Origin of the sequence: Oscillibacter sp. PC13, from assembly GCF_900115635.1 — a bacterium.
Lineage (GTDB): Bacteria > Bacillota > Clostridia > Oscillospirales > Oscillospiraceae > Oscillibacter.
On sequence record NZ_FOXE01000008.1, the window covers coordinates 21291 to 41625 of the forward strand.

At 59.5% G+C, this 20335-nt stretch carries 18 protein-coding genes; 17 read left to right on the forward strand and 1 reads right to left on the reverse strand.

Annotation, left to right across the window (positions count from 1 at the left end; genetic code table 11):
- Positions 1-8 precede the first annotated feature (8 nt).
- The 17 genes from mutS (at position 9) to lepA (ending at position 17834) form a co-directional block, all read left to right on the forward strand.
- On the forward strand, positions 9-2612 hold the full coding sequence (gene mutS, locus BMZ81_RS06185) for a DNA mismatch repair protein MutS (RefSeq protein ID WP_177187223.1): 2604 nt from the start codon (positions 9-11) through the stop codon (positions 2610-2612).
- A 50-nt stretch (positions 2613-2662) separates the two neighbouring features.
- On the forward strand, positions 2663-3370 hold the full coding sequence (locus BMZ81_RS06190; RefSeq protein WP_091129888.1) for a CPBP family intramembrane glutamic endopeptidase: 708 nt from the start codon (positions 2663-2665) through the stop codon (positions 3368-3370).
- 12 nt (positions 3371-3382) lie between these two features.
- Positions 3383-3865 (forward strand): hypothetical protein, encoded by a 483-nt coding sequence (locus tag BMZ81_RS06195; RefSeq protein WP_091129890.1) that lies wholly within the window; start codon positions 3383-3385, stop codon positions 3863-3865.
- Between the two features lie 140 nt (positions 3866-4005).
- Entirely contained in the window at positions 4006-5955 is a 1950-nt protein-coding gene (mutL, locus tag BMZ81_RS06200) for a DNA mismatch repair endonuclease MutL (RefSeq protein ID WP_091129892.1), read from the forward strand.
- 39 nt (positions 5956-5994) lie between these two features.
- On the forward strand, positions 5995-6186 hold the full coding sequence (locus BMZ81_RS06205) for a DUF6440 family protein (RefSeq protein ID WP_091129894.1): 192 nt from the start codon (positions 5995-5997) through the stop codon (positions 6184-6186).
- Positions 6187-6189: 3 nt separating this feature from the next.
- Positions 6190-6780 carry an NAD(P)H-dependent oxidoreductase gene (locus tag BMZ81_RS06210; protein WP_091129897.1) on the forward strand — a complete coding sequence of 197 codons (591 nt, stop codon included), beginning with the start codon at positions 6190-6192 and terminating at the stop codon, positions 6778-6780.
- Between the two features lie 16 nt (positions 6781-6796).
- A complete protein-coding gene (gene miaA, locus BMZ81_RS06215) occupies positions 6797-7747 on the forward strand; it encodes a tRNA (adenosine(37)-N6)-dimethylallyltransferase MiaA (protein WP_091129900.1) in 951 nt (316 codons plus the stop codon).
- A 54-nt stretch (positions 7748-7801) separates the two neighbouring features.
- Complete coding sequence (gene hfq / locus BMZ81_RS06220) at positions 7802-8029, forward strand: RNA chaperone Hfq (protein WP_207645614.1); 228 nt, start codon at positions 7802-7804, stop codon at positions 8027-8029.
- 77 nt (positions 8030-8106) lie between these two features.
- Positions 8107-9384 (forward strand): biotin/lipoyl attachment domain-containing protein, encoded by a 1278-nt coding sequence (locus BMZ81_RS06225; RefSeq protein ID WP_091129905.1) that lies wholly within the window; start codon positions 8107-8109, stop codon positions 9382-9384.
- 170 nt (positions 9385-9554) lie between these two features.
- On the forward strand, positions 9555-10250 hold the full coding sequence (locus BMZ81_RS06230; protein ID WP_091129908.1) for a YggS family pyridoxal phosphate-dependent enzyme: 696 nt from the start codon (positions 9555-9557) through the stop codon (positions 10248-10250).
- 36 nt (positions 10251-10286) lie between these two features.
- The gene (locus BMZ81_RS06235; protein WP_091129909.1) at positions 10287-10724 is read left to right on the forward strand and encodes a cell division protein SepF; all 438 of its coding nucleotides are present in this window, start codon (positions 10287-10289) and stop codon (positions 10722-10724) included.
- Positions 10725-10904: 180 nt separating this feature from the next.
- Positions 10905-11612, forward strand: a complete 708-nt coding sequence (locus tag BMZ81_RS06240; protein ID WP_091129912.1) for a DivIVA domain-containing protein — start codon at positions 10905-10907, stop codon at positions 11610-11612.
- 59 nt (positions 11613-11671) lie between these two features.
- Positions 11672-12553, forward strand: coding sequence for an HAD family hydrolase (locus BMZ81_RS06245; protein WP_091129914.1), 882 nt, complete (start codon positions 11672-11674; stop codon positions 12551-12553).
- A gap of 110 nt (positions 12554-12663) precedes the next feature.
- Positions 12664-13353, forward strand: coding sequence for a helix-turn-helix domain-containing protein (locus BMZ81_RS06250; protein WP_091129916.1), 690 nt, complete (start codon positions 12664-12666; stop codon positions 13351-13353).
- Positions 13350-14771 (forward strand): MBOAT family O-acyltransferase, encoded by a 1422-nt coding sequence (locus tag BMZ81_RS06255; protein ID WP_091129919.1) that lies wholly within the window; start codon positions 13350-13352, stop codon positions 14769-14771. The genes BMZ81_RS06250 and BMZ81_RS06255 overlap by 4 nt, the downstream gene beginning before the upstream one ends.
- 12 nt (positions 14772-14783) lie before the next feature.
- Positions 14784-15890 carry a hypothetical protein gene (locus BMZ81_RS06260; RefSeq protein WP_091129923.1) on the forward strand — a complete coding sequence of 369 codons (1107 nt, stop codon included), beginning with the start codon at positions 14784-14786 and terminating at the stop codon, positions 15888-15890.
- Between the two features lie 138 nt (positions 15891-16028).
- Positions 16029-17834 (forward strand): translation elongation factor 4, encoded by a 1806-nt coding sequence (gene lepA, locus BMZ81_RS06265; protein WP_091129925.1) that lies wholly within the window; start codon positions 16029-16031, stop codon positions 17832-17834.
- Between the two features lie 95 nt (positions 17835-17929).
- Here the strand turns inward: lepA and BMZ81_RS06270 are convergent, their stop codons facing one another.
- Positions 17930-20233, reverse strand: coding sequence for a PAS domain-containing protein (locus BMZ81_RS06270; protein ID WP_091129928.1), 2304 nt, complete (start codon positions 20231-20233; stop codon positions 17930-17932).
- Between the last annotated feature and the right edge of the window lie 102 nt (positions 20234-20335).

The window sequence follows — 20335 nt, forward strand, 5'->3', positions numbered from 1 at the left end:
TGACACCCTTGGCAGAATTGACCCCCATGATGAAGCAGTACCTGGAGATTAAGAAGGACAATCCGGACTCTATTTTGTTTTTCCGGCTGGGCGATTTTTACGAGATGTTTGCCGACGACGCCCGCACCGCCTCCCAGGAGCTGGATTTGACCCTGACCTCCCGGGACAAGGACCCCAACAAATCCGCCGAGGAGAAAATCCCCATGTGCGGCATCCCCTATCACGCCAGCGAGTCCTATATCGCCCGCCTGATTGCCAAGGGGTACAAGGTGGCCATCTGCGAACAGCTGGAGGATCCGGCGCTGGCAAAGGGCCTTGTGAAGCGGGACATTATCCGGGTGGTGACCCCCGGCACGGTGATTGACGCCGCCTGCCTGGACGACAAGGCCGCAAACTTCCTCTGCGGGATTTATCTGGACGAGCGCAGCGCCGGTGTGGCCTTCTGCGACATCTCCACCGGCAAGACCCATCTGACCGCCTTCACGGGCAAGGAGCGGGTGGAGCACGTCATCAACGAGCTGGGGCGCTTTTCCCCGGCGGAGGCCATTTTAAGCGACGGCGCTTACGCGGAAGGCCCTCTGACAGATGCCCTGCGGGAGAAGTTCTCCTGCCGCGTGGAAAACGGCGGCGCCCGCCGCTTCCTTCTGCCGGAGGCGGAGCGGAACATCCGCGCCCAGTACGGGGACGAGGCCTTCTCCCGTCTGCCCGCCGGAAATCCGGCGGCGGCCATGGCGCTGGGCGGCCTTTTGAGCTATCTGTATGAGACCCAGAAGACAGACCTCTCCCACATCCGCGACCTGGACTATTACGAGCAGGGCCGGTTCATGGAGCTGGACCTGACGGCCCGGCGGAACCTGGAGCTGACGGAGACGCTCCGGGGCAAGGAGAAGAAGGGAAGCCTTTTGTGGGTGCTGGACAAGACGAAAACCCCCATGGGCGCCCGTTGCCTGCGAAGCTTTCTGGAGCGGCCGCTGCTGTCCGTCACCGCCATCACCAAGCGGAATGCCGCCGTGGGCGCCCTGGTGGAAAGCACCATGGCCCGGGAGGAGCTGATTGCCGCCATGACGGGCCTGGGAGACATGGAGCGGCTGATTGGCCGCATTGTCTACGGCACCGCCGGCGGCAAGGACATGAACTCCCTCCGGGCGGCCATTGAGCGGCTGCCCGCCATCGAAACCCAGCTGGGCGCCTTCACGGACCGGCGGCTGAGCGAACTGCGCCGGGAGCTGGATACCCTGGACGATGTGGGCGGGACCATTGCCTCCGCCATTGACGACGACCCGCCCTTCTCCATCCGGGAGGGGGGCTTCATCCGCCCGGGGTTTGACGGCGAGGTGGACCGCCTGCGGGGCATTTTAAAGGGCGGCAAGGGCGTCATCGCGGAGATGGAGGCCCGGGAGAAGGAGCGCACCGGCATCCGGACGCTGAAAATCGGCTATAACAAGGTCTTCGGCTATTACATCGAGGTCTCCAATTCCTTTAAGGAGCTGGTGCCGCCGGAGTACATCCGCAAGCAGACCCTGGTCAACGGCGAGCGGTTTATTACGGAAGAGCTGAAAAATCTGGAGCATGAGATTCTCACCGCCTCAGAGCGGGTGGTGGCCCTGGAGTACGAGCTGTTCGGCAAGCTCCGGGAGGAGGTCTCCGCCGCCGCGGCCCGTATCCAGAAAACGGCCGCCGCCGTGGCCGAGGTGGACGCCCTGGCGTCCTTTGCGGCCGTCGCCGTGCGGAACCGCTACTGCCGCCCGGATGTGGACGAGTCCGGCGTGATTGAAATCCGGGAGGGCCGCCATCCGGTGGTGGAGCAGGTTCTCAAGAACAACCTCTTCGTCCCCAACGACACCTTTATGGGGGAGAAGGAGGAGCGGGTGGCCATCATCACCGGCCCCAACATGGCGGGCAAGTCCACCTACATGCGCCAGGTGGCTCTCATTGTCCTGATGGCCCAGATGGGCAGCTTCGTCCCGGCGTCCCATGCCCGCATCGGTGTGGTGGATCGGATTTTCACCCGTATCGGCGCCAGCGACGACCTCTCCGCCGGGCAGTCCACCTTCATGGTGGAGATGACGGAGGTGGCGGAGATCCTGCACCACGCCACAAGAAACTCCCTGCTGATTCTGGACGAAATCGGCCGGGGGACCAGCACCTTTGACGGCATGTCCATCGCCCGGGCGGTGCTGGAGTACTGTGCGGATAAAAAGCTGCTGGGCGCAAAAACCCTGTTCGCCACCCACTATCACGAGCTGACAGAGCTGGAGAACACCCTGCCGGGCACGGTGAATTACAACATTGCCGTCAAAACCAGGGGAGAGGACATCATCTTTCTGCGGAAGATTGTCGCCGGCGGCGCGGACCGGAGCTACGGCATCGAGGTCGCCAAGCTGGCGGGCCTGCCGGACAAGGTGGTGCAGCGGGCTAAGACCGTGCTGACGGAGCTGGAGAGCGAAAACGGCGTCCAGTACGTGGCGGCCCGGAAGGAGACGGAGCAGGTCTCCCTGGGCTCCATCAGCGAGGGAGAGGTGCTGGACGCCCTCCGCCGCTGCCAGCCGGATACGCTGACGCCGATTGAGGCGATGAGTCTGCTGTACGAGCTGAAACAAAAACTGAGTTGAAGTGTCGGCAGCGGCGCATATGATTTTAATTTTTTGCAGAAGGTGAAGGAATGCCCAGAAAAAAATCCACTGCCTATATGTCCCCGGGAGAGCAGATTGCCGGCACTGTCTTTTTTGTAATTTATCTTGTGGTGCTGCCCTTTGTGACCACTCCGCTGTTCCGCCTGATCGGCACGCTGCTGGGCGTGAACATCAGTTCCGGCCTGCAGAACATTCTCTACTACTATGTGCTGTTTGCCGTCAGCATTATCATTTTTCACGGCTTTCTGGGCCGCACCTCCCGGCAGTTTGCAGACAATCTCGGCACGGCCTGCCGGGCAGTGGCCGTTGGCCTCATCGCCCTGTACGGCCTCAACGAGCTGGTGTACCGGCTGACAAAGCTAATGGTTGCAAACCAGACAAATTTGAATGACACCACCATCTCCGCGCAGATTGACGATGCGCCCCACATGACCCTGCTGATCGTGATCTTTTTGGCGCCCTTTGTGGAAGAGGTGCTTTTCCGGGGGCTGGTGTTCGGAAACCTCCGGCCCAAAAGCCGGGCGGTGGCATATGCAGCCAGCTGCCTGCTGTTTGCCCTGCTGCATGTGTGGCAGTTCGCAGTGGTGAAGCAGGACATCACCTATTTTCTGCTGATGCTTCAATACCTGGTGCCGGGATTGGTGTTGGCCTGGGCCTATGATTACAGTGGGACGCTGTGGGCCTCTATCGGCCTCCATGCGGCTGCCAATGCCATCAGCGTATGGACCATGATATAAGGAGACACTGCAATGTCAGGTGAATTGATTTTAGAGAACGGCAGCTGGGGGCGGACCCTGTTTGCCTTGGTGGGAAGCATTGCCCTGTCCGTGGGCCTCACATTTCTCATGGTGTCCCGCCTGTCCATGGAGGGACTGACACTGGCGGTTGTCGCGGCGCTGACGGCATATGTCCTGTTCCGGCTGCTCTACCCAGTGTTTTTTAAGGCTTTTCCACAGCAAAAAAGTCAGGCTTTGACCTGGACGGTGACGCCGGACACGCTGACGCTGGGGCAGACTGTCATCCCCCGCAGCACCATTAAAATGGTTCACTGCTGGCCCAATCGGGATGCGCTGGGGCATGCGGGCAAGGGCTGGACAGTGAATATCGAAACCACGGGAAAAAATCAGCTGCTCCGCGCCCTGACGGAGGGCGAGGATGCGGCGCGCGCTGCCCGGCAGTTGCGGGCACTGGTGATTGCACTGGGCTATGGCAGCCAGTGGACGGAAGAATAATACCCCCCAGCCTGTGCCGTTTGCCGGGAGCCTGGGGTGGGAATTGCCCGGAGCGATTCCACAGGCGTTAAGAGCTTGACGATGTACTACTATGCCAGTGCGCCCGGCACACCGGCTGCTTCACAGAAAGGAAGGGAACCATGCCCCATATCCAACAACTAGAATCTCATGTTGCCGATCTCATTGCTGCCGGCGAGGTGGTGGAGCGGCCCGCCAGTGTGGTGAAGGAACTGGTGGAAAATGCTGTGGACGCCGGAGCCACCGCTGTGGTGGTGGAAATCCAGCGGGGCGGCATGGGACTGATTCGGCTGACGGACAACGGCTGCGGCATTGCCGCGCCGGAGCTGCCCACTGCCTTTCTCCGCCACGCCACCTCTAAACTCCGCACGGAGGCGGATTTGGGGAAAATCGGAACCCTTGGGTTCCGGGGTGAGGCATTGGCAGCCATCTCCGCTGTCAGCCGCACGGACATCCTGACCCGTACGGCTGCGGCTTCCACAGGGGCAGCCCTCCATCTGGAAGGCGGCGTCCCCGGTCCGGTGGAGGAGGCCGGCGCCCCGGAGGGGACCACGATCATCGTGCGGGATCTGTTTTACAACACGCCTGCCCGGCTGAAGTTCATGAAGAAGGACACGGCAGAGACGGCGGCGGTCAACGGGCTGATGCAGCACCTGGCCCTCAGCCATCCGGATATCTCCTTTAAATTTATCAAAGATGGAGTGGAAGCACTCCACACCCCCGGCGACGGGAAATTGGTTTCCGCGGTTTATGCGGCCCTGGGCCGGGAGTTTGCCCGGGGGCTGGTGGCTGTGGACGGCCGGGGCGGCGAGGTGGCGGTCTCCGGCTTTGTGACGGCCCCCCTGATGGGCCGGGGATCCCGATCCATGCAGACCTTTTTCGTCAACGGCCGGTATATCAAGTCCCAGCTGCTGACGGCGGCTCTGGAGGAGGGGTACCGCAACCAGATGATGAAGGGGAAATTCCCCGGCTGCGTCCTGTCCGTCACCGTGCCGGTGACGGCGGTGGATGTAAATGTCCATCCGGCGAAGACTGTGGTGAAATTTGCCAGAGAACATGATGTGTTTGAAGCGGTGTACCACACGGTGCTGGACGCACTGGATGCCGACCGGGTGCCGCAGACGACGCCGAAGGCGGCGGAGACAGGGAAGGTGCGGCAGGACTTTTTTCAGACCATGGATGTCGGAACCTTCCGACAGCGGCAGGGAACCGCCCCGGCACCTGTTCCCCCTGCGTCCAGGCCCGCACCGCCCAAGTCTGACACACCCGCATCTTCCGGCTGGAATACAGAGTGGAAAACCCATGCGAAGGTGGCGGACAGCGTACCTGCGGCGGCTTTTTACCAGGAACGGCGGGAGATGCCGCCGAGGACGGCGCCGCCGGCCTTTGCGGTTGCCTCTCCGGCGGCTGCGGAAGTGCCGAAGCCTGAGCGTCCCTTTGTCCCGGCGATTCCGCTGCCCCAGGCGGCGCTGGATTTGCCGGAGCAGCAAACGATTCAGCCGCCACAGGAGGCGCCCTGGCGGATTGCGGGGGAAATTTTGCATACCTACATCGTCTGCGAGGCAGAGGATGCCGCCGTATGGCTGATTGATAAACACGCCGCCCATGAACGAGTCAATTTTGACCGGCTTCAGGCGGCCCAGGAGCCCCCCATGCGGCAGACCCTGCTGCAGCCGGTGGCGGCGGAGCTGGGCCGGGAGGATGCGGCGCTGCTGCTGGAGAGCCTGCCGCTTTTGGAGCAGTTCGGTTTTGCCTGCGAGGATTTTGGCGACGGCACTGTTTTGGTGCGGGAGATCCCGGCGGACATTGACGCTGCGGATACGGCGGCCACGCTGGAGGAAATTGCAGAGGATCTGCGGACAGGCCGCTCCCTCTCGGAGCGGCGGGAAAACCTGCTGCACACCATGGCGTGCAAGGCCGCCATCAAGGGCGGCTGGACCAGCGATCCGGCGGAGTTGCGGGTACTGGTGGACAAGGTGCAGAGCGGAGAGGTGAAGTACTGCCCCCACGGCCGCCCGGTGGCGGTGAAGCTGACAAAGCACGAGCTGGAGAAGATGTTCAAGCGGGCGTAAATTTTGCTTGAACACTTGAATAAAAGAAGGCGTGTTTATATGAAGGATGGAAAGCGGTTTGTTCGTATTCTCAAAGAGTCTCAGTGGGGCGATGTCAGTGAGATCTGGGTGGATCGGGAGACCGGCGTCAATTACTTCCTTCAGTCATACGGCAATGTGGGCTGCGGCCTGACGCCTCTGCTGGATCGGGAGGGAAAGCCGGTCATTACCGAGATTTTTGACGAGGAGTAAATCATGAGATTGCTATTTGTGGACAGCTGCATCAGCCAGCGGGGAGACCAGTCCCGCACCCGCGCGCTGGCGAATGCATTTCTGGAGACTTTTTTGGAGACGCACCCGGGCGCCCAAGTAGAGCGTGTGGCGTTGGAACAGATGAACCTGCAGCCGTTTGACGAGCGGATGCTGAACGAGCGGGCGGCGCTTGCCAAGGCCGGGGATTTTCGCGCGCCGGTATTTGATCTGGCCCGCCAATTCCGGGAAGCTGACGCCGTTCTGGTGGCGGCGCCCTTCTGGGATCTGAGCTTTCCGGCCATGCTGCGGATTTACATCGAACACATCTCCGTTGTTGGGCTGACCTATCACTATGATGCGGAGGGCTGCCATGGGGACTGCAGAGCCGCCACGCTGACGTATCTGACCTCCGGCGGCGATGCGGAGCAGGCGGAGAGCCTGGGGATTCTGCACTGGAAACAGCTTAGCTCCATGTTCGGCATTCCGCGGTTTGATGATGTGTTTGCCAGCGGGCTGGATTTGGATCCCGGGAAAGCGGAGGAGCTGGTGGCAGCTGCCTGCCGGCGGGCCAGCCGGCTTGCAGAAGCGCTCTGATGGAATGGAGGCGTCCATGGCACCGAAGATTGTCTGTGTGGTAGGCCCTACGGCCTGCGGAAAAACGAAACTGGGGGTTCTGCTGGCGCAGAAATACAACGGCGAGATTGTCTCTGCAGACTCCATGCAGATTTACCGCGGGATGGTAATCGGCACCGCTGCCCCAAGGCCGGAGGAGATGGACGGGATTCCCCACCACATGGTGGGTGTGGCGGATCCGGCAGAGCAGTGGTCTGCCGCCCGGTATGCCCAGGCCGCCATTCCAATTGTGGATGACATTTTGGCCCGGGGAAAACTGCCCATCCTGGTGGGTGGCACCGGGCTCTGGCTGGACGCGGTGGTCCGTGGCCACGGCTTTGCAGCCGGACACGCCGGCGGAGCTGTCCGGCAGGAATTGCAGCGCCGCCTGGAGCAGGAGGGAATGGAACCGCTGCTTTCCGAATTGCGCCAGGTGGATCCAGCGGCGGCGGCCCGCCTTCATCCGGCGGATGAAAAGAGAATTCTCCGGGCGCTGGAGGTCTACCGGGAGACGGGGAAGACCATCACGGAACACAACCGGGAGACCCGGGAGCTGCCGCCGCGGTATGACGCGGTGTGGATTGGCCTGCAGTTTGCGGATCGGGCTGATATGAAAGCCCTGATTGATCGGCGGGTGGATCAAATGGTGGGGGATGGGCTGCTGGCAGAGGTACGGGAACTTCTTCAAAAGGGCCTGCCCCGAAACGCCACGGCCCTGCAGGCCATTGGATATAAAGAATTTCTGAGCGTGCTGGAGGGTGCCTCCACAGAGGAAGAGGCCATTGAAGAAGTAAAGCTTCGATCCCGACAGTACGCCAAGCGGCAGTTGACCTGGCTGCGAAGAAATCCGGATGTCCATTGGCTCTGGTGGGAAAAAGACCGTAATTTTGCGCGGGCCCTACAGATTTCGACGGAAATCCTGGCCAATGCTGGCGTATCCTTACGCTAGGCGGGCGGCAGGAATAGATATCGTCCGACCGAAAAGACATAAAGGAGCGGACGAATCATGCAAACAAAAGCAAACTTACAGGACCTGTTTCTCCTCCGGGCAAAACGGGATAAGCTGCCCGTCACCATGTTTTTAATGAACGGGTTCCAGATGCGGGGCACAATTACGGGGTTTGACGCCTTTGTGGTGGTGCTGGACAGCGAAGGTAGGCAGCAAATCATATACAAGCACGCCATTTCAACAATTGCGCCGGTGCGGCCGGTGAGCCTGGAAGAGGCGTGAGCTTGCCTGCATCCTGTCCGGACCGTATACATCCTGGACTATGGAGACAGATACAGAAGAGATAGAAGAGGTATCCCATGAAAAACAGCTCCATTGGAACAAAGCTTCTGCTGGCGGCGGTGACCCTGGCAATCCTGGCGTATTTCGGGATGCAGGGGCTGCGCTACTTCGGCGACCCGCTGACCACAACGCTGGCGTATTCGTATCAGGTGGAAGAGAGTGTGGACCTCTCCGGCTATGTGGTGCGGGACGAGCAGGTGCTGCCGGATGACAGCACCAGCGGCCTGCTGCGTCTGCAGAGGACGGAGGGGGAGCGTATCAGTGCCGGGGGCGTGGTGGCCACGGTCTATGCAGACCAGGCGTCCCTGGACCGGCAGAATGAGATGGATGCACTGCAGACCCGGATTGAGCAGCTTCAATATGCGGAGGAAGCGGCGCTGGGATCAGAAGTGTCGCTCAAGCTGGACAACCAGATTATGCAGAGCATTCTGGATTTTCGAAGCGATCTGACGGCGGACCGCCTGGACAGGGCGGAAGCGCATGGTTCAACGCTCCGCTCCCTTGTCCTGAAACGGGACTATACTTATACGGACACGGCGGATTTAACGGGACAAATTACCGAACTGCAAACGCAGCTGAAGACACTGCAGTCCCAGGCTGCTGCCTCCACCCGCCGGATTACGGCACCGAAATCCGGGCTGTATTCCGCAGTGGTGGATGGGTATGAGACTGTGCTGACGCCGGCCACCCTGGAAACCTTGACGCCCAGCCAGCTTGATGCACTGACGCCGGACGAGGCGGTACGATCCGAGGCCGGGAAACTGATTCTTGGAGATGCATGGTATTATGCTGTGGCAATGGATGCAGAAGAGGCGGCGCTTCTGCAGGAGCAGGGGCAGCTGACGCTGCGGTTTTCCAAGAGCGTGGAGCGTGATCTGTCTGTTGCTGTCTCCGCAGTGGGACCAGAGGAAAACGGCCAGGTGGTGACGGTGTTTCGCGGAAAGACGTACCTCCCGCAGCTGACTCTGCTGCGCCAGCAGAGCGCCGAGATTATCCTGCGGGAAATTGAGGGAATCCGGGTGCCGAAGGAAGCACTGCGGGCGGAGAAGGTCAGTATCAACGAGGATGGCAGCCGTACGGTAACCGAACAAACCGGCATCTACTGTGTGGTTGGCGCCGAGGCTCGGTTTAAGCCGGTGAAGGTACTGTATAACGGCGATGGCTTTGTCCTGGTACGATCCACGCTGGAGGATTTGGCGGATATCACCGCCGTCCAGGAAAAGACCCGCCTTCGCCCCGGCGACGAGGTGATTATCACAGCCAACGACTTGTATGACGGAAAAGTTGTGGGATAAACAGGCAGCTGGGGGAGAACTATACGGGGAATTCAGCAGCCGTTTTGCCGGCGGGGAAAACCCTTGAGCTGAAGCGGCTTTGCCTGACCAGCTGCGTAAAATGCAGAGTCTCCGCCCGAAGAATTCGGCGGGGCCCGAGAGAAAATCAAGAAAAGGAAGTCGGAAAGCATATGTCCATTGCAGAAAACATTGCCAGAGTAAGGGCGAACATGGCCGAGGCCGCCCGGGAGAGCGGCCGGAATCCCGATGACATCCTGCTGGTGGGCGCCAGCAAGATGAACGATACCGCTGCCTGCCGGGAGGCTGTCGCCGCTGGAATTGACGCACTGGGGGAGAACCGGGTGCAGGAGATGGTCCAGAAACTGGCGGAGAACGCCTATGAAGGGGCTCCGCTGCATTTTATCGGCCATCTGCAGCGAAACAAGGTCAAGCAGGTGGTGGGCCGCGTGGCGCTGATCCAGTCTGTGGGATCTTTGGAGCTGCTGGAGGAGATCGAAAAGGTTGCCGCCGCCCGGGAACTCACACAGGACATTCTGTTGGAGGTGAACATTGGCCGGGAGGAGGCCAAAAGCGGCTTTTTTTCTGAAAATTTGACCGCCGCTGCGGAAGCGGCCTTGGCCAAATCCCATATCGGGGTGCGGGGTATCATGACCATTCCCCCTGCAGATGCGGACCGGGAGGAAAATATGCGGTATTTTCAGGAAGTTCAGGCACTTTATGTTGACATCAATACAAAATTGTTCCATAATAAATTAGAATATCTGTCCATGGGCATGAGCGGCGACTATGCGGATGCCATCCGCTGCGGCGCCACGATGGTCCGGGTGGGTTCCGCTATTTTTGGTGCCCGCCACTATCACGAATGAATGCCGGAGCGCTGCTCCGATAGGAGGCTTTGCCGTATGAGCATTTTAGATGAACTGAAGAAATGGACGCATCCCTATGAGGATGAGGACGAGGAGTACGATGACTTTGAGGAATCGTCTCACCGGGAGCCCGTCTTTGAGGACCGGAAGGCCAAAATCGAAGACCGCCGAAACAAGGTCGTGAACATCCACGCCACTACCCAGCTGAAGGTGGTATTGGTGAAGCCGGAGCGGTTTGAAAATGCTTCTGAGATTGCCGATCACCTGAAGGACAAACGGACAGTGGTACTGAATCTGGAGTCTACCAATAAGGATATTGCCCGGCGCCTGATTGATTTCCTCTCCGGTGTGGCCTATGCCGGTGAGGGCAAGATTAAAAAGGTTGCCGCCAATACCTATATCATTACGCCCTACCATGTGGATATTGAGGGCGATTTGATTGACGAACTGGAGAACAACGGCCTCTATTTTTAACCGGCCTCTGCCCGGCGTCCCAGCGGCTGGCGCCATGCTGGGAGAACGCTTTCGGATAAGGTGGTTTCCAGCTGATGGAATCTTGCGTAAAAGCCGGAGAATATCGGCCGCTTCGCTTGAATAAGATTTCGTATTGAATTGGGGAATACCGCAGGAATTACATAGGGGGTACATCGCATTATGCTGACACCGCAGGAAGTTTCCACCCACGCCTTCACCAAAGCGGTGATGGGCGGGTACAATATGGCTATGGTTGACGAGTTCCTGGATGAACTCACGGATGATTACACCGCCCTCTATAAGGAGAACGCGGCGCTGAAAGCGAAGATGAAGGTTCTGGTGGAAAAGGTGGAGGATTACCGTGCCACGGAGGATTCCATGCGCGCCACGCTTCTGACTGCCCAAAAGATGGCGGACTCCATTGTCCATGAGGCGGAGTCCAAGCGGGATCAGATTTTAAGTCAGGCGGAGGCGGACGCCCAGGCCAAGATCGGCCGGCTGCAGCAGGAGGTTTCTGCTGCTGAGGAACGCCTGCGGCAGGGTCAGCAGGAATTGGCGCGGTTTATCGCTACCAGCCGGGACATCTGCGGCCGGGAGCTGCAGTTCTTGGATCAGCTGCCCCAATTGCCGGTGGAACAGCCCGCTCCCGAGGCTGCGCCGGAGGCGGAGCATGAAAAGGTCAGTGAGATTGAAGAACATGTCATGGCTGCGTTCGGAGAGCAGGAGATCAAGGAGACGCGGGAGCCGGCGCACGAAGAAGCGGCTTCCGCAGAGGACTACCCTGAGGGGGATCCCTTTGCCAGCGGAGAGGATGATATGACCTCCACCCGCCGCATCAATCTGAACGATTTAAAGTTTGGCCGCAATTATACCGGCGAAAAGGATTGAATGTGAGAAAAGCGGCTCCTGGGAGCCGCTTTTTTCCTTAAAAGCACGGAGGAACTGCTATGGAGAGACAGCAGCCCATTGTGGCCTTTTTGTATGACTTTGACAAGACGCTCTGCACCACCGACATGCAGGACTACGCCTTTATTCCCAGCCTGGGGATGACCCCGGCGGAGTTCTGGGCGGAGGCCAACGGCTTTGGCCGCGCCAACCGGATTGACGGCATTTTGGCCTATATGTACACCATGATCCGGGAGGCGGAAAAAAAGCACCTGCCCTTTACCCGGGAAGATCTGGTGGAAAAGGGAAAGGGCATTGTCCTTTTTCCGGGGGTGGAGAGCTGGTTTGAGCGGATCAATGCCTTCGGTGCGCAGCAGGGCCTTCAGCTGGAGCACTATATCATCTCCTCCGGCCTGCGGGAGATTATTGAGGGATCTCCTATCAGCGGTGCCTTTCAGGAGATCTATGCCAGTGAGTTTTACTACAATGAGGACGGTGTTCCTGTCTGGCCCAAGCTGGCGGTCAACTTTACCGCCAAGACCCAGTTTGTTTACCGAATTAACAAGGGCGTGCTGGATGTGTCCAACGACAAGGATCTGAACGCCTCCATGCCGGACGACAGCAAGCGGGTCCCATTTACCAATATGATTTACATGGGAGACGGTCTTTCCGATGTGCCCTGCATGAAGATGATGCGGGCCTATGGCGGCCAGGCCATCGCCGTGTATCAGGAGAGCAACCGGCTGGGTGTAGAGGATTTGCTGGTCAAGGGTCGGGTGGATTTTATCTTCCCCGCGGATTACCGGGAGGGTACCGCCCTGGACGTCACGGTAAAGGACATCCTCCGGAAGATGGCGGTCACAGACCGGCTGTGGGAGGAGAATCTCCAGCAGTTGCGCAGCATCGGCGGTGATATGCTGCAGGGCCAGGTGGGGTTGTTTTAAGGCTGGACTGAAAAAACCGCAGAGAAATTCTATGATAAGCTTTACACGCCGTATAGTTTCTGCTAAACTATACGGCGTGTATTTATATAAAGACGAGGAGAGAATACTTCATGGCTTCCACATCCGAATTTTCCCGCACCCTCTCCCTGCTGCGGCAGGAGCGGGGCGTTTCCCAGCGGACTGCCGCCGGAGATTTGGGCATCTCCCAGGCGCTGCTGTCCCACTATGAAAACGGCATCCGGGAACCGGGCCTTTCCTTTGTGGTGAAGGCCTGCGACTACTACCATGTCTCGGCAGATTTTATTCTGGGCCGCACCCTGTCCCGGGACGGCAGCATGCTGACCTCCGAGGAGGTGCTCAACGCCGCCGAGCCGGGCAATGTTCTGCAGGGCAGCGTGCTGGCCACGCTGCAGAGCAAGCTCCTCTCCGGTGCCGTCGGCGTGCTGTTCGGCCTTTTGGGAAAGCTGAACGACAAGGCCGCTATCAATGCGGCGGCGGCCTACCTCGGCGGCGGCATCTATCAGCTGTACCGCCACCTGTACCGGGCCGCAGGGGCCAATGAGGCCTACTTTGCGTTGGATCCTGCCGCCTGCACCATGGGAATGGCGGACGCGGACCGAAAGATCGCGGAAACGGCGTATGCCAGGGCCCTGCGGGGACAGGTCTCCCAGAAGGCGGAGTTTCCGGATCTGTCGCCAGAGGCGCTAGCGGCAGCCTATCCCGGCCGATCCCAGAGCATGACCCAGGTGCTCAGCACGGCGGATGCCCGGCTGAGCGCGCTATCGGAGCAGAGCCGATGAATTTCCAGTCAATTGCTTTTTTGGCCTTTTTGGCCCTGACCGCGGCGGTATGCCTGACCGCGGGGCGGAGCAGCCGCAGGCGGGGGATGCTCCTGCTGGGCGCGGCCTCGGCTGTGTTTTACCTGCTGGCGCCAAGGGGTGCTGCCGGGATGCTGATTTTACTGCTGGGCTGCGGCGTGACGAAATGGGCGGCGGAGCGGATCGCCGATACGGACCGGCGTCACCCGGCACTGGCGGCAGCCTGTGTCTACCACATTGCGGTGCTGGCGGTGTTTAAGTATACCGGCTTTTTTACCGGCGGTGTGCTGTCTATGGGATGGGCCCCGGTGGGCCTGAGCTTTTTCACCTTTCAGCAGCTCTGGTATTTGAAAGAGGTGTATACCGGGCAGTATGTTCCCGCCCGGGAGGACAGCCTGGTGCTGTACAGCTTTTTCTTCCCTACGGTCACCTCCGGCCCCATTTTGAAGCCTCAAGCCTTTTTTCCTCAGCTGTGGGAGGGGCGGTTTCTCCATCCGGAGTGGGCGGACATCGCGGCAGGATTATATGCGATTTGCTGCGGCACGATGAAAAAGGTGCTGCTGGCGGACGCCTTCGGCGTGGTGGTGAACAACGGCTGGGGACGTTTGGGAGAGCTGTCCGCCCCGGCGGCCTGGCTGGTGGTGCTGGGCTATACGCTGCAGCTGTACTTTGACTTTTCCGGCTATTGCGACATTGCCGCCGGCGCTGCCCGGCTGCTGGGGCTGCGCCTGCCGGTGAACTTCAACTCCCCCTACCGGAGCCTTTCCGTGGGAGAGTTCTGGAAGCGGTGGCACATCACGCTGACCAGCTTCCTCCGGGAGTGCCTCTATATTCCTCTGGGCGGCAGCCGGAAGGGGGCGGCCAGGACGTATCTCAACATCCTGGTTGTCTTTTTGGTCAGCGGCTTCTGGCACGGGGCCGGATGGACATTTCTCGTCTGGGGCGCCCTCCACGGGCTGGCCCAGGCGGCGGAGCGCGCCTGGGGACCGGGCCGGGAGCGGCTGCCGGTCTGGATCCGCTGGGGATTGACCTTCCTGTTTGTTAACGCGGCCTGGGTGTTTTTCCGGGCACCGAATCTGTCCGGAGCGATGGAGCTGCTGGGGCGGGCGGTGGCCGGAGGGTTTGCCAAGCCCCAGGAATGGCTGCTGGCCGGTCTTTACGGTAAGGAGATCAATGCCGTGGAGATGCTGGTTCCCGCAGTGCGGAGCTGGACGAACATTCTGCGGGTTGTGATCCTTTATGGGGTGGGACTGCTGGCTGCGCTGTGGCCTCGGAACACGGTGGCCCGGATGGATACCTTCCGACCCACGATCTGGCGGGGCGCGGTGCTGGTGGCGGGCATGGTCTGGTCCGTGCTCTCCTTTACGGGAATTGCCACCTTCATCTATTCAAACTTTTAATAGGAGGCCCTTATGAAACAAGCATATCGACGCTGGGTCTGCGGCCTCCTGGCTGCGGTCTTGGCGCTGCTGGCTTTCTGCGCCGCCCTGGTTTATACGGTAGACCCCTGTCTCTATTACCGGATGCCGGAAACATGGGACCCGGTGTTCTTCAGCGAGCGGTATCAGGCGGCGGGCCTGGTCCGCAATGTCCTGGCGGATACCGTGGTGCTGGGAACCTCCATGGTGGCCAACTATCGCGCCGGCCAGGTGGCGGGGACCTTTGGCGGACCGGCGGTGCGGGTCACGCTTCCGGATGGATACTTCAGCGAATTCGACCAGGTGATGACGGCGCTTTACCGAAAGCAGAACCCAAAGCGGGTGGTGTTCGGGCTGGATGCGAATATTCTGATGCGGGATGAGGACGGCGGACATGATGCCGTCATGCCGGATTATCTCTATAACGAAAATCCGCTGGATGACGTGAAATATCTCCTGAACAAGGATACCCTGTATTACAGCCTCTACGTCCTCATGGCCAACCGCTGGGGGCAGGGGCAGACCCTGGACGAGGGATTCACCTGGGACGGGGACATCTGGTGGAACCACATGACCGCCCTGGAGGAATATCAGCGCCCGGAGATTGCAACGCAGCAGCTGGCGGCAGAGGCCTATGCGGGACAGGTGGAGGAGAATCTGCAGGTGGTCACCGGATGGCTGGCCGCCCATCCGGACACGGAGTTTGACATCTTTTTTCCGCCGTACAGCCTGCTGTACTGGGATAAGACCATTCGCCAGGGGCACACGGACGCGGTGTTTGCGGCGCTGGAACAGGCCTGCCGGACACTGCTCCGGTATGACAATGTACGTCTGTTCGGATTTCTCTTTGACCGGGAGATTACAGAGGATTTGGACAATTACTGTGATTATGTCCACCACTCCGGCCAGGTCTGTACGGAGATTCTGCAGAAAATGGCGGCCGGGGAGATGGAGCTGACCGCAGAAAGTTGGGAGAAGACCCTCGCCAACTGGCGGGAGTTTGTGGTACACTATGACTACGACAAATTCTGGACCGACGCCTTCTGGTGGAAGTGGAATATTGACCACGGGGCCCCGGTGGTCTGGAAACCGGCGGTGTGACCGGAAAGCCGCGCATTTCCCGGTGAAGGGAACCAACCAGCGGCTTTTGGGGGAGTTATCTGATTTCATTTTATGGCGTTGCGCGCTGTCTTGCGGTGCGGGGCTCTGCGCGGACTTGCCTTACGGAGGCGTTTGCTTATGACAAAACAACAGAATATCCGCAACTTTTCCATCATTGCCCACATTGACCACGGTAAATCCACGCTGGCGGACCGGCTGCTGGAAAAGTGCAATGCCGTCTCCGCCCGGGAGATGTCCAGCCAGTTGCTGGACAACATGGATCTGGAGCGTGAGCGGGGGATTACCATCAAGGCCCGGGCCGTCCGGCTGACCTACCATGCCCAGGACGGGCAGGACTACGAGCTGAACCTCATTGACACGCCGGGCCACGTGGACTTCAACTACGAGGTCTCCCGGTCCCTTGCCGCCTGTGAGGGGGCGGTGCTGGTGGTGGACTCCACCCAGGGCGTGGAAGCCCAGACCCTGGCCAATACCTACCTTGCCATGGAGCATGACCTGGAGATTCTGCCGGTGTTCAATAAAATCGATTTGCCTGCCGCGGATCCGGAAAAGGCCAAGCACGAGGTGGAGGACATTATCGGCCTGCCCGCGATGGACGCGCCGGAGATCTCCGCCAAAATGGGCATCAATATTGACGCCGTGCTGGAGGATGTGGTAAAAAACGTGCCGCCGCCCACCGGCGATGTCGGCGCCCCTCTGAAGGCCTTGATTTTTGACAGCCAGTATGACAGCTACCGGGGCGTCATTGTATACTTCCGTATTATGGAGGGCACTCTCCGGGTAGGACAGCAGGTGAAAATGATGGCTTCCGGTGCCACATACAGCGTCATCGAATGCGGACATCTTCTGCCGCTTGGCATGGAACCCTGTGATGCGCTGGAGGCTGGTGAGGTGGGTTATTTCACCGCCAGCATCAAAAATGTCCAGGACACCCGGGTGGGCGACACCGTCACCGATGCCGCAAGGCCCACGGCCGAGGCACTGCCGGGCTACCGGCCCGTGCAGCCCATGGTGTACTGTGGCATTTATACCGAGGACGGATCCAAGTACCCGGATCTGCGGGATGCGCTGGAGAAGCTCCAGCTGAATGACGCCTCCCTCTCCTTTGAGCCGGAGTCTTCTGTGGCCCTTGGCTTTGGCTTCCGGTGCGGCTTTTTGGGCATGCTCCACATGGAGGTCATTCAGGAGCGGCTGGAGCGGGAGTTTGATCTGGATCTGGTGACGACGCTGCCCTCTGTGATTTATCATGTCTATAAGACGGACGGCACCGAGGTGTTGGTGGATAATCCCCACAACTATCCGGACCCTGCCACCATTGAGCGGGCGGAGGAGCCCTATGTGAAGGTCTCCATCATCAGCCCCAATGAATATGTGGGCAATATCATGCCCATGTGCCAGGACCGCCGCGGCGAATTCAAGGATATGCAGTATCTGGATACCAATCTGGTGGAACTTCACTATCAAATGCCGCTGAATGAAATTATCTACGACTTCTTCGACACCCTGAAGGCCAACACCAAGGGCTACGCCTCCCTGGACTATGAACTCTCCGGCTACCGGCCCAGCGAGCTGGTGAAGGTGGATCTGAAGCTCAACGGCGATGCCGTGGATGCACTGAGCTTTATTGCCCACAAGGATAAGGCCTATCCCCGGGCCCGGCGGCTGTGTGAGAAGCTGAAGGAGAACATTCCCCGCCAGTTGTTTGAGGTTCCGGTCCAGGCGGCCATTGGCGGCCGGGTCATCGCCCGGGAGACTGTCAAGGCCATGCGGAAGGATGTGCTGGCCAAGTGTTATGGTGGTGACATTACCCGGAAGAAAAAGCTGCTGGAAAAGCAGAAAGAGGGCAAAAAGAAGATGCGCAGCCTTGGGAGTGTGCAGATTCCGACGGAGGCATTTTTGGCCGTCCTGAAATTGGACGAGTGATACGGGTCAGCAAACCATTGAAACAGGCGGGAGCTCTGCCTGGCCATTTGAACAGAAAGAGCGGCAGGCGTAATGCCTGCCGCTCAAAGTTTCCGTCAGCCGTCACGGCTGACGGTGAGAAGCAAAAGGCCCCGCTCCCGATCCAGCCAGGACCAGCGCAGACAGCTTGCCCGCTGCCCGGATTCTGACTCTGGGGCGCACTGGTATTGATAGCATTCCGTGTTCTCCAAGGCGGCCGTTACGGTTTCCAGGCGCATGGCTTTTCGAATAGCGGCTCGTTCCCGCGAGGGGGTCTGCGCACAGATATAAGTGGCCAGCAGGCCTCGGTATGTACTGCTGGACGGCAGGGTTTCACGATTTCTGCCATGGGCACGGCAGCGGCCGCTGGCAACATCCACCGTCAACACAAATTCATAATCCCGTTGGAGAAGCGTCTGCAAAAGCATGGATTGCTGACAGCTCTCATCGACATCCAGAATACAGCAGAAAGCCGTCAGATGCAGGGAGACGGGATCCTCCGCCAGATCCAGCATAGTCCGGGCCCAGATACGGCCGGTACCTTCCGGCGCGAAAAGGTGCTCCTGACCAAAGTGAATGGTTCCGCAGCGGAAGGCGTTCAAAAGAGCGTCCCGCTGAAAAAGCGCTTGAAACTGCTCCCGCTCTGCTGGGACAGGGAGGCGGGAGGCAATGCTGCATAGGCACACATCCGCCGCACTTCCGGAGAACGCGGCATTCAAACGGGAACTCCTGGCATGGCAGTCCATCATTTGATTGGCAGAAAGGTCCAGCCGAAAAGAGAGAAGCGCTTGCTTAGACAGCCGTTTTTGATGCTGAATCAGATTCCGGAAACGAACCTCTGCAGCCTTGTGGGAAGTGATATCCTCTGCCTTGCCCAGCAGGCGGTATACGTCGCCGCGCCCGTCAAAAAGGCTTTCCCAGGAGATCTGGTACCACCGCCAACCGCTGCCGTCATAATCTCCGCGGTACTCCAGCGTTTCGGTGCCGGGCCGGTTCACGGCGCGGCGCACGGAGGCAGCCAGCGCTCGCCGGTCCTCCGGGTGGACAAAGGCAGAGGTTTTCAAGTCATCCAAATATCCGTGAACGGTACGGGTGCTTCGCCGTCCCCCGGCGAAGAAATCCAGATAGGCAGTATCGGTCTTCAGATCATAGTTAAAGCTGACGGTGCGGGAATGTTCCAGCAGCAGCCCGCACAGACGGGATTGAATCTGGAGATCCAGCTCAGCCTCTTTTTCCCGGGTGACATCAGAGCAGGCGATATACAGCAGCGTGCTGCCGTCCGGCTGAGGCTGCCAGACCACCTTGATGGAAATCCAAAGAATGCTGCCGGCTTTTGAATAGGCCCGGCAAACAGACTGCAGGGGCGCACCGGTTTCACGGGCTTGGCGCGCCTCCGCCGATAACGCCTCCCGATCCGCCGGGTAAATCCGCCCCAGGGGATCTGCGGTAAGATCCTGCAGAAACTCCTGCGCGGAATATCCAAACAACTCAGAAAGGCCGCGGCTGACGTGCAGCGGCACGGCGCTGCCGTCCCCGAAAGGTACCTGAAGCAGGCAGCAGCCAACCGGCAGACTGTCAAACAGCTGACTCAACTGCTGACGCGCAGTTTCCAGCTGCCGGAGCGTTTCAGCAAACCGCAGCTGGGCTCTTCGCTGCTGATCGATATCCAAAAGAATGGCATAAAATGTCCGGATTCCGTTTCGGACGGACAGGACCTTTGCCCGAAGATTGACCCAGAGAGGGTCTCCGCTCCCACGCAGCAACCGAAAATCGCGGTTGGCGTCCCGGCCATCCCGACCGGCGTCCAGCAGCTCCTGCAGCAAATCCGGCCAGTCGGCCGGCGCCACCAAGGATGCAAAATCGCCGGCCGAGCGGTCCAGCAACTCTTTTCTGCTCCAATGGCAGAGATTACATAGACGCTGGTTGAACGAGAGAAACTGGACCCCGCTGCGGCTCAGCTCCAGCACGGCCACCGCACCGGGCAGATTTTCCACCAGAGCTGTTCCGGACTCCGCCGGGCTGCTTTCTGCCCAGGGAGAGTCCAAAATACAGGCCACCAGGCCGTACATTGGCTGATAGCAGGTAATGGTCATCTCATGCCCCAGCAGAGTCGTATAGGGAAAAAAGGCAGCGGAACCGGAGAAAGCCACTGCCTGAAATGGCCGAAGTGCGGACAGCCGGTCCGCGGGAAATAGATGAGTAAAACGCTGACCCTGCAGGGTATCTGCTGGGAGGCCGACGAGAACAGCTGCGGGAAAATTGACGTACCGGAACAGCAAATCCACCATCTGCCCCGTTCCATCGGTGACGACTTCAACCAGAAGGAAGGGAATCCGGCTGCCCTGAAAGGGTTTTGTGAATTTATCCAGACGCTTGGACATGGCATGGCCCCCTCGGTTTGATAAATTTCATTATAGGGGACTTCGTGCCGTCTTGCAATGGAAAGCTGGAAAATTTGTGCTTGGCGGACCCCAGCAGGAGAA

Coding starts and splice junctions, on each gene's coding strand:
- BMZ81_RS06190 (WP_091129888.1), top strand. CDS start 2,663: ATGCCCAGAAAAAAATCCACTGCCTATATGTCCCCGGGAGAGCAGATT.
- BMZ81_RS06195 (WP_091129890.1), top strand. CDS start 3,383: ATGTCAGGTGAATTGATTTTAGAGAACGGCAGCTGGGGGCGGACCCTG.
- mutL (WP_091129892.1), top strand. CDS start 4,006: ATGCCCCATATCCAACAACTAGAATCTCATGTTGCCGATCTCATTGCT.
- BMZ81_RS06205 (WP_091129894.1), top strand. CDS start 5,995: ATGAAGGATGGAAAGCGGTTTGTTCGTATTCTCAAAGAGTCTCAGTGG.
- BMZ81_RS06210 (WP_091129897.1), top strand. CDS start 6,190: ATGAGATTGCTATTTGTGGACAGCTGCATCAGCCAGCGGGGAGACCAG.
- miaA (WP_091129900.1), top strand. CDS start 6,797: ATGGCACCGAAGATTGTCTGTGTGGTAGGCCCTACGGCCTGCGGAAAA.
- BMZ81_RS06225 (WP_091129905.1), top strand. CDS start 8,107: ATGAAAAACAGCTCCATTGGAACAAAGCTTCTGCTGGCGGCGGTGACC.
- BMZ81_RS06230 (WP_091129908.1), top strand. CDS start 9,555: ATGTCCATTGCAGAAAACATTGCCAGAGTAAGGGCGAACATGGCCGAG.
- BMZ81_RS06235 (WP_091129909.1), top strand. CDS start 10,287: ATGAGCATTTTAGATGAACTGAAGAAATGGACGCATCCCTATGAGGAT.
- BMZ81_RS06240 (WP_091129912.1), top strand. CDS start 10,905: ATGCTGACACCGCAGGAAGTTTCCACCCACGCCTTCACCAAAGCGGTG.
- BMZ81_RS06245 (WP_091129914.1), top strand. CDS start 11,672: ATGGAGAGACAGCAGCCCATTGTGGCCTTTTTGTATGACTTTGACAAG.
- BMZ81_RS06250 (WP_091129916.1), top strand. CDS start 12,664: ATGGCTTCCACATCCGAATTTTCCCGCACCCTCTCCCTGCTGCGGCAG.
- BMZ81_RS06255 (WP_091129919.1), top strand. CDS start 13,350: ATGAATTTCCAGTCAATTGCTTTTTTGGCCTTTTTGGCCCTGACCGCG.
- BMZ81_RS06260 (WP_091129923.1), top strand. CDS start 14,784: ATGAAACAAGCATATCGACGCTGGGTCTGCGGCCTCCTGGCTGCGGTC.
- lepA (WP_091129925.1), top strand. CDS start 16,029: ATGACAAAACAACAGAATATCCGCAACTTTTCCATCATTGCCCACATT.
- BMZ81_RS06270 (WP_091129928.1), bottom strand. CDS start 20,233: ATGTCCAAGCGTCTGGATAAATTCACAAAACCCTTTCAGGGCAGCCGG.